The 13,078-nt window shown below is 39.3% G+C and carries 11 protein-coding genes; 8 read left to right on the forward strand and 3 right to left on the reverse strand.

Going from position 1 to position 13,078, the window contains the following annotated elements:
• Positions 1-130 precede the first annotated feature (130 nt).
• Genes T356_RS0109665 through T356_RS0109675 form a run of 3 tightly spaced genes read right to left on the reverse strand, consistent with a single transcriptional unit; the run spans position 131 to position 4,253 of the window.
• Complete coding sequence (locus T356_RS0109665) at positions 131-1,867, reverse strand: ABC transporter ATP-binding protein (protein WP_026514309.1); 1,737 nt, start codon at positions 1,865-1,867, stop codon at positions 131-133.
• A complete protein-coding gene (locus T356_RS0109670) occupies positions 1,861-3,627 on the reverse strand; it encodes an ABC transporter ATP-binding protein (RefSeq protein ID WP_026514310.1) in 1,767 nt (588 codons plus the stop codon). Before T356_RS0109670 ends, T356_RS0109665 begins: the two co-directional genes overlap by 7 nt.
• 5 nt (positions 3,628-3,632) lie before the next feature.
• The gene (locus T356_RS0109675) at positions 3,633-4,253 is read right to left on the reverse strand and encodes a TetR/AcrR family transcriptional regulator (RefSeq protein ID WP_026514311.1); all 621 of its coding nucleotides are present in this window, start codon (positions 4,251-4,253) and stop codon (positions 3,633-3,635) included.
• 203 nt (positions 4,254-4,456) lie between these two features.
• Between T356_RS0109675 and T356_RS0109680 the strand changes: the two genes are divergently transcribed.
• From T356_RS0109680 to T356_RS19045, 8 genes are all read left to right on the forward strand, one after another.
• The gene (locus T356_RS0109680) at positions 4,457-4,810 is read left to right on the forward strand and encodes an AbrB/MazE/SpoVT family DNA-binding domain-containing protein (protein ID WP_026514312.1); all 354 of its coding nucleotides are present in this window, start codon (positions 4,457-4,459) and stop codon (positions 4,808-4,810) included.
• 4 nt (positions 4,811-4,814) lie between these two features.
• Positions 4,815-5,108, forward strand: a complete 294-nt coding sequence (locus T356_RS0109685) for a type II toxin-antitoxin system RelE/ParE family toxin (protein WP_026514313.1) — start codon at positions 4,815-4,817, stop codon at positions 5,106-5,108.
• A 211-nt stretch (positions 5,109-5,319) separates the two neighbouring features.
• A complete protein-coding gene (locus tag T356_RS0109690) occupies positions 5,320-5,922 on the forward strand; it encodes an MptD family putative ECF transporter S component (RefSeq protein ID WP_026514314.1) in 603 nt (200 codons plus the stop codon).
• Between the two features lie 47 nt (positions 5,923-5,969).
• Positions 5,970-6,656 (forward strand): energy-coupling factor transporter transmembrane component T, encoded by a 687-nt coding sequence (locus tag T356_RS0109695; protein ID WP_242827169.1) that lies wholly within the window; start codon positions 5,970-5,972, stop codon positions 6,654-6,656.
• Positions 6,653-8,113, forward strand: a complete 1,461-nt coding sequence (locus T356_RS0109700; RefSeq protein ID WP_026514316.1) for an ABC transporter ATP-binding protein — start codon at positions 6,653-6,655, stop codon at positions 8,111-8,113. The genes T356_RS0109695 and T356_RS0109700 overlap by 4 nt, the downstream gene beginning before the upstream one ends.
• Positions 8,076-9,851 (forward strand): ABC transporter ATP-binding protein, encoded by a 1,776-nt coding sequence (locus tag T356_RS0109705; protein ID WP_035780916.1) that lies wholly within the window; start codon positions 8,076-8,078, stop codon positions 9,849-9,851. Before T356_RS0109700 ends, T356_RS0109705 begins: the two co-directional genes overlap by 38 nt.
• 2 nt (positions 9,852-9,853) lie before the next feature.
• Positions 9,854-11,587: an ABC transporter ATP-binding protein gene (locus T356_RS0109710; protein ID WP_026514318.1), complete on the forward strand. Its 1,734-nt coding sequence runs from the start codon at positions 9,854-9,856 to the stop codon at positions 11,585-11,587.
• A gap of 412 nt (positions 11,588-11,999) precedes the next feature.
• On the forward strand, positions 12,000-12,866 hold the full coding sequence (locus T356_RS19045) for a PD-(D/E)XK nuclease family transposase (protein ID WP_081777808.1): 867 nt from the start codon (positions 12,000-12,002) through the stop codon (positions 12,864-12,866).
• Positions 12,867-13,078 lie beyond the last annotated feature (212 nt).

Below are 13,078 nucleotides of genomic sequence, written 5' to 3' on the forward strand. Positions count from 1 at the left end.
ACGATAATCTGTCAATACCTTTTAAGAAAAAAAGACCCCTATGTCATTTCTGACATAGAGATCTTTTGGGCTGTCATCTTAACTTAATGACATTGTTTAATAATGACGACTGTCTTATTTTTGTACTATATTAATTTTTCCATCCTGCGGAAACAGCACGTTTTGTAACCATGCTATGATAAATGCCTTTCTTTTTCATGAGAGTTGAATGGTTTCCGGTTTCAGCAATCATACCATCCTTGATAACCATAATCTTGTCGGCGCCCATTATGGTGTTGAGCCTGTGGGCAATAACAAGAAGGGTTTTTCCTTTGCAAAGCTCTGAAATAGCTGACTGGATATAGCTTTCATTGTCGGCATCTACACTTGCTGTAGCCTCATCCAGGATAACAATAGGAGAGTCCTTGAGGATACATCTTGCAATGGAAAGACGCTGTGCCTGACCACCGGAAAGAGATGCTCCGCCTTCGCCGATAACTGTATCAAATCCTTCGGGAAGCTCCATAATGAAATCATAACAGCGAGCTTTTTTAGCTGCTTCGATGACTTCCTCTTTTGTCGCATCGGGGCGACCAAGAGCAATGTTATTATGGATGGTATCCTGGAAAAGATATACTCGTTGGAATACCATACTTATATTATCCATTAAAGTTGCAAGAGGTATTTTTCTGATGTCTTTTCCACGCAAGAGAATACTTCCTTCTTTAACATCCCAGAATCGTGTAAGCAAACTTGCTATTGTTGATTTTCCGCCACCGGAAGGGCCAACAAGTGCAACCATGTCACCCTTATTAGCTTTGAAAGATACATCTTTTAAAACATCTTTGGAATCATAAGCAAAGGTCACATTATTGTATTCAATTTCTGTGGCTGCTTCGCTGTTTAAATTGTCAGTGCCGTTATCGTCTAATTCTTTCTCGGCAAATAAAGCTTCAATTCTGTCCATGCAGGAGTTCATAACTGTAAGTCTTGCCTCCTGATCATAGAAGGTTCTCATTGGTACAAATAAATCAAAGAGACAAAGAAGCATACCAAAGAAGAATTTTAGCTCCATTAATCCGTTGAAATATAGTATTGCCGAGACGCCCAAGATTGTAACGGTGCCTAAACCATAAAGGAGAAATATTGCTCGCTTCCAAGGCATATGAGAATGCTCGAAATCAAGATTTACACGGCAATTTTCTTCAAAGCTGTTTGTAAGTTCCTTTGACTTATCACCAAGGAGGTTATAAGTCTTTATGATACCGATTCCTTCTGTAAAGTTTAGAACCGCTTCAGTCTGTACTTCTGAGGCCTCTTGCTTTTTATCTGAATGAACAAGGTCATTTTTCATCATTCCCTGACCTATCATAACCATAAATAAAGAGATGAGGGCAGAAGCAAAGCCTAAACGCCAATCAAAGAAGAACATAAACACTACCATAATAAACTGTGCGAATAAGTAACTCATCATGTCGGCTAAAACCATCATGCAGTTTTCTTCTATAAAGACCATATCAGTTGATAATACGGAACTGATTTTACCTATATTGCCCTCGGTAAAGTAACCCATAGGAAGTTTGCGTAAATGCTCGCCCAGCTTCATTCTCATGTCTGCGAATATTTTGTATCCGGCAGCGCTTTGCATTCTATCTGCAAGATACTGAGCTATGGCTTGAGCTAGTACACCTGCTACCATTATTATTGCAGTTCTGATGCAAATAGCTTTTGTGATAGTACCCTCTATATATGCTGCAAGAATGAAATACATTAATATGATAGGAACCTTCATAAGCATACCTTTAAGGAAAGACATGACAAAGGCACCGTAGATTCCGCCTTTATATTTACCGGAAACCCCTATTATTCGTTTGATCAATCCTAACATGCTTCCACCTCATTTCCCTCTTTTTCAGTTGCATTGGCAATTTTCCAGTTAGCACTGGCTTCGCTACTGTTCCAAAGTTTTTTGTATTCTTCGCAGCTGCCAAGAAGAGCTTCATGGGTATCAGCGGCTACTAAATTACCATCCTTCAGCACACAAATTTTGTCGGCGTTTACGATTGTTTGTAATCTATGGGCGATAACCAGAACGGTTTTGCCCTTGATTATTTCTGCAATAGCAGAATTCATTTTTTCTTCATTCTCAGGATCGATGAAAGCGGTGGCTTCATCAAGTACGATAACAGGAGCATTTTTAAGAATAGCTCTTGCTAAAGAGATACGTTGTCTCTCGCCACCGGAAAGCATCTTGCCGCCATCCCCGGCCATGGTATCAATACCCTTTGGCAATCTGGCAAGAAATTCACTACACTGAGCTTTATCAGCTGCATCAAGCACCTGTTCTCTGGTAGCAGAAGGATTACCTATCAAAATATTTTCGTACAAAGTAGTATTGAAAAGGAATTGCTCCTGAGACACATATGATATTTGATTATTTAATGCTTCAATGTTCATGTCAGTGATATCCTGACCGCCAAGAGTGATTCTGCCTCCGTTAAGGTCGTAGTAATGTACAAGCAGTTTAGCCAAAGTGGATTTACCACTTCCGGATTCACCTACAAGGGCGGTCATTGTGTCTTCCTTAAGGTCTAAGTCAACACCGTGAAGTACTTCCGCATCTTTATATCCGAAGCGGACATTTTCGAATTTAACTTCGCAAGAAGTACCTTTGAATTTATTTCCACCTGTCTTAAGTGGTTCACCGTCCATAGCTGCTTCAATCTCAGAGATTTTGTAATTCAACTGAGGGATTTTTCCTGCAAACGCCAATGCCTTAAGAAGAGGAGTACCCATTGAAAGTGAAAGGCAAAAGACAAGAACAAGGTTTGCAATTGTTGAAGTGCCATTGATAACAAAAAGAGTACCTACCGGCAAAGTAACAAGTGCGATACATGGAAGAACGGCACTGTACAATGCCATCCATGGCCAGCAAACCTTATACCAGGCAAGAGTTAAATCACGATAACTTTTAACATCATTTTCATAGCGCTTATAAGATTCGCCGTCGCGGCCGAAGACTTTTACAACTTCCATACCATTTACATATTCAATGATTGTAGCATTCATCTTAGATGCAGCAGAATAGTAGGCGTTCATTCTTTCCATGCCTGCTTTAAACATCATTCCCATGGCAGCAAGACCGATTGGTAAAGAGCAAAGAGAAAGTAGTGCAAGCTTCCAATCTGCTATAAACATAAAGACTAATGCTATTACAGGAATGCACAGATTTGAGAGTCCTTCCGGTACGGCATGTGCAAGCAAAATCTCTATCTGTTCGATATCATCGGTAAATAGTTTTTTGATTTTTCCGTTACCCATATCCTGGATAGCACCAAGAGGCTGTTGTTCTAACTTTCGTTGCAGAGATATTCGGATTGTTTTTAATGTATTGTAGGCTGAAATATGAGAGAATTTCAGACCGAGTACGTACAAGTTAGAGAAGGCTAACTCGCAGGCACAAATAATCACTAAGTAAATGCCAAAGGACTTAACGGAGAGAGATTCTCCGTTAAGCAAAGGCTCGATAATCTTGTATACCAGAAAATAAGGTATCATTGAAGCAACGAGAGCAATTAACATTGTGATCATTGCGGCGTAAGTATACTTTATATAGTTACCCATATAAGGCTTTATTTTTTTAAACATTTTTCTCACCTTTCTGCTAATAATATTGTGTCAGTCCAATTAAAGAATCGACACATGATTTTACAGTGCTGTTCTATTTCCTTCCAGCTTAGATCATGTGTAAAGGGCTCATAAACAGAAGTCCAGAAGGAAGTACAAATTACATGCAGTTCCTTACTTGTGATATCTGTTCGTGCAAGATTACGACGCTTGGCTTCGTTGTAATATTTTTCGTATGCCTCACTCATGGATGAAACAAAGTCATGTTGATAGTTTTCAAAGCGAGTGCCGGATGATTTACAGATCAAAAGCACAAAACCATCTTTCAGCTTCCAAAGCATTTTGAATAGCTCCAGGGTATTTTCTTCGTTCATATCCCATGCGTGACATATTTCATCGTCAGTGAGTTCTGAAAGATTAGGGAGAGTGCGTTTGTTGATATAATCTTCAATTGCATCAACGGTATCTTTCACTACCGCACAGAATAATTCCTCCTTACCTTTATACCGCTTGTATAGAGCACCTGTAGTAATGCCGGCGTTTTCGCAAATAGTTTTAAGTTCAGCCTTTAAAAAACCATTTTTTAGGAACTCTGCTTTAGCACTGTCTAATAGTCTGGGGTCTATACTTTTATCAGGTATTGACATTTGTGACCTCCTAAATATTACTGAAAATTGAATTACCGATAACTCGATTTTCAATATAGCATAGGCCTTTGCTTTTGTGAAGCGGGAAAATGAAAAAAGTATAAAGATACTATACTGAAGTTGAAAAAATAAAGAAATTTGATTACAATGAAACCAAGAAACAAAGAAAATGTGAAATTGGTTTATATATAGGAGGAAAGCCGATGATTGCTGGATTGAACAGGAAAATAATCAGTATATCTTCCAAACGTCAATTAACAATACCGGGAGCATTTTTTGAAAAGCTTGGTTTTGATGACAAGGCAGAATGCATTATAAGAGACAATGAACTTGTTATTCGTCCTGCTCGTTTGGAGTCTAACGGGGAATTTGCGGAAGAAATACTTGAAGAATTAATAAATGAAGGGTATTCGGGAAAGAATCTCTTAAAAGAATTTAAGTCAAGACAATCGAAAGTCAGACCTGCCATAAAGGAAATGCTAAATGAAGCTCATAAGATGGCTAAAGGTGAAATGGAATCGATGTCATATGATGATGTATTTGGTGAGGAGGAGTAAGTAATTGGCAAATATTATTATTTCTCCTGCTACCGGTAAGTATATAAAGAAATTGAAAGACAAGAATTTAAAGGAATTATTCAAGGAAGCATTTGATGAGATTAAAGCCGATCCTACAGTAGGAGAGGAAAAACATGGTGATCTTGAAGGAATTTTGTCATATGGTTTCAGATATAACAGGACGGAATATCGCGTGGCATATACTGTAGAGTATGTTAATGACGAACTTGTAGTTGTTATTCTTGCCGGAACACATGAAAATTTTTACAGAGAAGTAAAGAAGTATTGGAATAAATAAAGCTACGGGTAAGACTATAAAAGGGATTATTTTGAGATTTTGGAGCAACATCTAATTAAGTGTTGCTCCAAAATTTTTTGTTCAAAAGTTAGCAAAAACTAACAAATGGTGATATTATATATCAGAATGTCGAAGTGACACTCGAGGTAAGTTTAATTATTAGTTAGCTAAAACTAACCAAAACAATTATATCAAAAGGAGTACAAGTAGTATGGATGGAGTAATCACAAAGAAGTCAAACGGAAAGCTTGGGGGAAAGGATCTGATAAATATCGGAATATATGCCGCTATTTATTGTGTGATAATGACGGCAATCTCAATGCTTGGTTTTATACCTGTTCTTATGCCGTCGCTCGCGGTGTTGTGTCCTCTTATCGGCGGAATAACAATGATGCTTTTTTATACCAAGGTAAAGAAGTTTGGAATGATAACTATCATTACTGTTTTGATCGGAGCATTTTTGTGGATAACCGGAATGGGCTATTGGCCTTTTATTTTTGGAATAATTTGCGGTGTTGTTGCGGATCTTATTGCTAAGGGTGGAAATTACGCAAGCAAGAAGATGACGATGTTAAGCCATGGAATCATGAATATTACGATCTTTGGATGTTTTCTTCCTTTGTATCTTGATATCGACGGTTACTTTGCGTCAAGAACATCTTACGGAAGTGATTATGTTAATGTGCTCAAGACTATTTTTCAGCCTTGGACAGCACCTATAATCTTGGGGGGGGCATTTGTTTTCGGTGTTCTCGGAGCACTTCTTGGAATGAGCTTTATGAAGAAGCATTTTGAGAAAGCCGGTATTGTTTAATGGAAAGTGAATTATACAATCGTAAAAAACTAAATCGAGGCCTTGTTATGGATCCTAGGACAAAGCTTCTTATCCTTATCACGATAACAACCTTTGCGCTTGGCGGTGCAGGCGGGAAAAGAGTGGAAGCACTCGTGCCGGTTTTGTGTATGATGCCTTTCCTGCTTCTTATTACGGCAAAGAGATTTAAGACGGCTGTCATAGGGATATTTTTGTTCTGGGTTACGACATTTCTTTTAGGATTTGCAAATACCCACGGCATGAGCGGATTTCTATATTACATTCTTCTTGGTTCATGCGGAATTCTGGGAAGATTTCTTCCGTGCATAATGATGGGACGTTATCTTATGGAATCAACAACGGTCAGCGAGTTTAATGCCGCAATGAAAAGAATGCACGTAAGTGACAACTTTATTATACCTATGTCTGTTATGTTTCGCTTTTTTCCAACGGTAATAGATGAAGCTGAGTCTATAGGATGTGCTATGAAAATGCGCGGAATAAGCCTTACCGGCAAGCATGCATCGAAGATCATTGAATACAGAATGGTGCCTCTTATGACATGTTGCGTCAATATAGGTGAAGAATTGTCAGCAGCTGCGCTTACAAGAGGGCTTGGCGGAAATGTAAAAAGGACAAACATCTGTAAGATAGGTTTTCGAATGCAGGATTATGTTGCAATGGCATTGTGTTTGATTCCGTGGATATTACTGATTGTGGATGTGGTGAAATGATAAAGTTTGAAAATGTAAGTTTTAATTATCCGGATTCTGATGATGCATCTGTAGAAAATATCACTTTGGAAATAAAAAAGGGCGAAGCGGTCCTTCTATGCGGAGAATCAGGATGCGGAAAGACAACGCTTGTCAGGATGATAAACGGTCTTATACCGCATTTTTATGAAGGGCGGATGAATGGACATGTTTACGTGAATGAAACGGATACCATTCAGGCTGAGCTTTATGAAACGGCAAAGATTGTCGGATCTGTTTTTCAGAATCCCAGAAGTCAGTTCTTTTGCGTTGATAGCACAAGTGAGCTGGCATTTGGACCTGAGAATATGGGGATATCCGAGAAAGAGATACTTGCAAGAATTGATAAGACGGTATCTTCCATGAATATCAGACCTCTGATGAACAGAAGTATTTTTGATATGTCGGGTGGAGAGAAGCAGAAAATAGCATGTGCTTCTGTCGATACACTTAATCCTGAAGTATGCGTTCTTGACGAACCGTCATCGAATCTCAGTCTTGAAGCAATCGATGATCTTAAAGACACATTGGATTGTTGGAAAAAAGAGGGAAGGACAATAGTGGTTGCCGAGCATAGACTATATTGGCTAAAAGACATATGCGACAGAGTCATATGTTTAAAGAATGGCAAAATAGTCTTTGACATGACGATGGATGAGTTCAAAAACTTAAGTGAATCGGAACTAAGAAGTCATGGGCTTAGATCTGTTAATGAGAATCTTGAAATGACTCCCGTAAAAGAAAGTCCTTTAGATGCAGGAAATATGATTCTTGAAAATTTTTCATACAGCTACAGAGGTTTCGATGCACTTGATATAAAAAGGCAGGAAATTCCACGCGGCGAAGTGATTGCCATAGTCGGACATAACGGGGCGGGAAAATCCACTTTTTCTAAATGCGTCTGTGGTCTTATGAAGAGTTTCAAAGGATATATTGAGATCGATGGAAAAAAATACAAATCCGGAAAGCTTCTTAAGAACGCGTATATGGTTATGCAGGATGTAAATCATCAGCTTTTCTGTGAAAGTGTTATGGATGAAGTGACACTTGGCATGGACGATGAAAATGAAGAGATAGCGCTGGAAGTTCTGGAAAAGCTTGGGCTTAAAGAATTTGCAGACAGGCATCCTATGAGTCTTTCGGGAGGGCAGAAGCAGAGAGTTGCAGTGGCAAGTGCAGTTCTTTCGGAAAAGGAAATAATATTATTTGATGAACCGACAAGCGGGCTTGATTTTTACAATATGGAGAAAGTAGCTGAACTTATAAGGTCGCTTAGAGGAAACAAAACTGTTTTTGTAGTTACACATGATCCGGATCTTATACGAAGATGCGCAACAGTTGTTCTTAGACTGGAAAAAGGTCATGTTGCTGATATTAAAATAAGCGGAGGAAATAGCAAAGATGGAAAAGAAAAAGAGCGTTATTTCGCAGCTGTTTGAGTATGCGGGGAATCACAAGTATTTTACTGTAAGTTCATGGATTCTGGCTGCGATAAGTGCGATTGTAGCACTGGTTCCATTTTATTACATATGGTGCATTATTAAAGAGGTTGTGGAAGTTCGCGATGATTTCGGAAAGGCGACACATATTGTTTCTTACGGATGGAGCGCTGTCGGGATGAGCCTTCTGGCGATGGTGATCTATATCGCAGCTCTTATGTGTTCACATATTGCCGCATTCAGAGTTCAGGCAAATATGAGAACAAATATGATGGAGCATGTAATGAAGCTTCCAATGGGATATATCGAATCTCAGGGAAGCGGAAAGATAAGAAAGATAGTTGCCGATTCAAGTGCTGCTACGGAGACATTCCTGGCACACAGCCTTCCCGACAAGGCGGTAAGCTATGCAACACCTATTGGTCTTATCGCTATGCTTCTTATTTTTGACTGGAAGATAGGCCTTATCTGTCTTATTCCTGCTGTTCTGGCCTTTCTTATGATGGGCAGTATGATGGGTGAAAAGATGCAGAACGACATGAAGGAATATCAGAATGCCCTCGACGAGATGTCTGCCGAGGCGGTTGAATATGTAAGAGGTATACCTGTCGTAAAGACTTTCGGTCAGTCTGTATTTTCTTTTAAAAGATTCAAAGATGCGATTGATAAATATGAAAAGTGGACGATTACCTATACTGTCGGCATGAGGATGCCTATGATAGGCTTTACAACGGCGGCAAATGCGATATTTGCTGCGCTTGTGGCATGCAGTTTTATTTTTGCAAGAAATACGGTAACGGATCCGTTTTTGTATAACATTCTTTTCTACATCATAATCACGCCAATTCTCACGGTTACTCTTATGAAAGTGGCATACGCGGGAGAGAGTCAGATGATAGTAAAAGATGCTCTTGAGAGGATGTATTATCTTTTGGAAGTTGAACCGCTTAGAGAGGCAGCAGATCCTAAGATGCCTAAAGATAGCGGAATCAGCATAGATAATATCAAATTTACTTATGACGAAAACAAGATGAATGCGATAGACGGCATCACACTTGATATTAAGCCCGGTGAGCATGTTGCGTTTGTCGGACCTTCGGGAGGCGGTAAGACCACGCTCGCTTCACTTATCGCAAGGTTCTGGGATGTTAAAGAGGGCAGTATTAAGATTGGTGGCGTCGATGTAAAAGATATTGCGACCAACGAGCTTATGAAGCAGGTTTCATACGTTTTTCAGGACAGTAAGCTTCTTAAGATGTCAATCTTAGACAATGTCAGAATGGGAAGACCTGACGCTACGGATGAGGAAGTTATTAAGGCTCTTAAAGATGCAATGTGCTGGGATATTATAGAAAAGCTTCCCGATGGCATACACACGATGATCGGAAGTAAGGGCACTTACGTATCCGGAGGAGAGGCACAGAGAATCTCTATTGCAAGAGCGTTCCTTAAGAATGCACCGATTCTGATTCTTGATGAAGCGACAGCTTTTGCAGACCCTGACAATGAGATCATGGTTCAGCAGGCGTTTGCAAATCTGTCAAAAGACAAGACTGTAATAATGATCGCACATCGCTTATCTACAGTTATTGATGCCGATAAGATATGCGTTTTGTCAGGCGGAAAAGTGGCAGAATCAGGTAAGCATGATGAGCTTCTTAAAAAGAACGGTATCTACAGCCATATGTGGAACGAATATCAGAAATCTGTTAATTGGAAGGTAGGTAAGGGCGCATGAGTATAATGGAAAAAATGCAACATAAATATGCGCTTTCGGAGCAGGGTACCAAAGATATGGTGAAAGCTTTCGGAGCGTGCACTTTAGCAAATCTTGCACAGATGATGCCGGTTGGTATTCTTTTTACAATGGCAGGGGATCTGCTTTCAGGCAGTATTCCCAAGGAACATGTAATACTGTTTGTGGTAGGCGGTCTTATTTGCCTTTTCCTCATCGCTTTTACGGAGTATCTGCAGTATAATGCGACTTTCTTTTCAACCTACGTGGAGAGTGGTGTAAGAAGGCGTTCGCTTGCAGAGAAACTTAGAAAGATTCCACTTTCGTTTTTTGGTAAAAAAGATCTTGCCGATCTTACAAATACCATCATGGCGGATTGTGCAATGATTGAGACTGCTTCGTCGCATTGGCTGCCCGAACTTGTGGGTGCATTTATTTCAACTACAATCGTGGTTGTCAGCCTTTTCTTCTTTGATGCGAGAATGGCTGTTGCGGCAGTATGGGTGCTTCCCGTAGCTTTCATCATAGTCTTTACATCAAGAAGTGTTATGCATGCTGTAAACCGAAGAGGAAGCAGATATAAGGTTGCATGTCTTGACGGGATTCAGGAGGCACTTGAGACTGTGCGAGATCTTAAGGCATACAATGCGCAGGATTCATATATGGTAGGACTTACGCAGAAGATTAAAGATGTTGAGTCTCACAATATTTTCTCGGAGTTCTTAAATGCAGCATTTGTCTGCAGCGCGCAGATGATTCTTAAATTGGGAATCGGTACAGTTGCCGTAACGGGATCGGCACTTCTTATCAAAAATGAAATTGATGTTGTTACATTCTTCATGTACTTACTTGTAGTATCAAGGATGTATGAACCTCTTCAGATTGCACTTCAGAATTTCTCGGCACTTATTGCGACAGATACACAGTGCGAGCGAATGGATGAAATCTTTTCACATTATGAGCAGACCGGAACGGAGGAGCTTACTAATAGCGGATATGATATTGAGTTTAAGAATGTAAAGTTCTCCTACGAGGACGGGGAGACTGTTCTTAAAGATGTGAGCTTTGTGGCTAAGCAGGGCGAGGTTACAGCGCTCATCGGACCTTCGGGAGGCGGTAAGACTACGGTTTCAAGACTTGCTTCAAGATTCTGGGATATCGACGCAGGCCGGATTACGGTTGGCGGAATGGATATTTCGAAGATTGATCCCGAGAAGCTTTTGTCGATGTATTCAATCGTCTTCCAGAATGTTACTCTTTTCAATAATACAGTACTTGAGAATATCAGGATCGGTAGGAAAGAGGCTACGGATGAAGAGGTTATGGCAGCAGCTAAGCTTGCTCACTGCGATGAATTCATAGAGAAACTTCCCGATGGCTATAACACGCTTATAGGTGAGAACGGATCGGAGCTTTCGGGCGGCGAACGTCAGAGGATATCCATAGCAAGAGCGTTCCTTAAGAATTCGCCTATAATCCTCATGGATGAAGCGACGGCGTCTCTTGATGTAGACAATGAATCACTCATTCAGGAAGCAATAAGCGACCTCATAAAGGATAAGACAGTTCTTATCATTGCTCATCGTATGAGAACGGTTGACGGAGCGGATAAGATAGTCGTACTTAAAGACGGAACTGTTACAGAATCGGACAGTCCTTCGAAGCTTAGAGAAATCGACGGAATATACAAGCATATGATTTCTGTACAGATGCAGTCTGAGAAGTGGAAGATGGCATAATATATCTTTTTTTTTGTTGGACAGGAATTCCTGCGATAGTAGGATTTATTGAAGGAATTATTTATCTATGTTCAAATGATGAAAATTTCCAGTTAAAGAATCATGTAAGAATCGGATAAGATATGAAAAAAGTAATTAAGTTCATATATTGGTTTATAATGTCAATTTTGTTCCTTTTAATGTTATGGCGAGAAAAAAAGATAAGTGAGCTTAATCATATCAATTTAGAGAAATAAGTATTAGAGCGTTTGGCAAATAACCAAGCGCTCTTTTTGAGTTAAAGTAGAACTGCCTAAGATAATGGTCACAAATTGTGACATCAAAATCAAATTATAAAGTTTGCATTAAATTGCCTTTTTTACTGATTGTAAGGCTTGGGGCAGAGTGCTATTATTATCTTGAAGGAGTAGGTATGGCAAAAGACGAAATAATTGTGGACGACAGTAATCATATCGAACAGCAGAATAAAGCTAAAGTAAATCAGATTGTTGATGACCTTACGCTTTTTGATGATGATCTGATGTCATTAGTTTTTGATAGGAATATTCCAGCAACACAACTTGTGCTCAGAATAATTTTTAATCGTAATATAGAGGTTATTAGTGTTGAGGGACAGGAAGAACTTAAGAATCCGTTGGTGGGTGGAAGAGATATTACACTTGATGTTCATGCTATAGATGTTGATGGAGAAGAGATTGACATCGAAGTACAGGGTGATTCAGAAGGCGCACATGTGAGACGTGCAAGATTTCATAGTGCCATGGTTGATTCAAGAATGCTTAAAGAGCGCGATAAGTTCAAAATTCTTAAGGACTCATATGTGGTATTTATTTATAAACATGATAAATTCCGTAAAGGTTATCCAATATATAGAGCAGACAGAATTGTTTTAGAAACAGGAGAATCATTGAATGATGGATCACATATCATTTATGTGAATGGAATGTACAAAGGAAATGATGCAATAGGAAAGCTTATTCAGGATTTTCATGCAAAGTCTTCTAAGGACATGCATTACGAGGAATTGGCTGCGGGAGTTCATCATTTCAAGGAAACAGAGGAAGGACGTGATATTGTGTGTGAATCAGTAAAGAAATATGCAGAACAGTATGCTGAAGCAGAATCAATAAAGAGCGCTGAGATGAGCAGAATCAATACATTGGTACAGAGCGTTAAGATGCTGATGAAAAACACATCGGTTACGTTAGACCAGGCATTTAGTAATTTGGGCATTTCTGACAGTGATAGGACAATTATTTCCAAACAGCTTCAGAAGTAATAAGTAAATATTGTAGTATATGCAAAAAGCAGTAGATTATTGAATCAATGTCATTAAGTTAACATTGGGATAATGCTTTGGATGAGAGAAACGGGAATGAAGATGATAACCTTCATTCCCGTTTCTTCCTTTTTAGGCATAACAAACAGGCGGATCTAAAATCCACCTACTAATCATGTTTTATTTTGATTATTTATGCTACTCTATATAAG

It is taken from the genome of Butyrivibrio sp. LB2008, assembly GCF_000621565.1.
GTDB lineage: Bacteria > Bacillota > Clostridia > Lachnospirales > Lachnospiraceae > Butyrivibrio.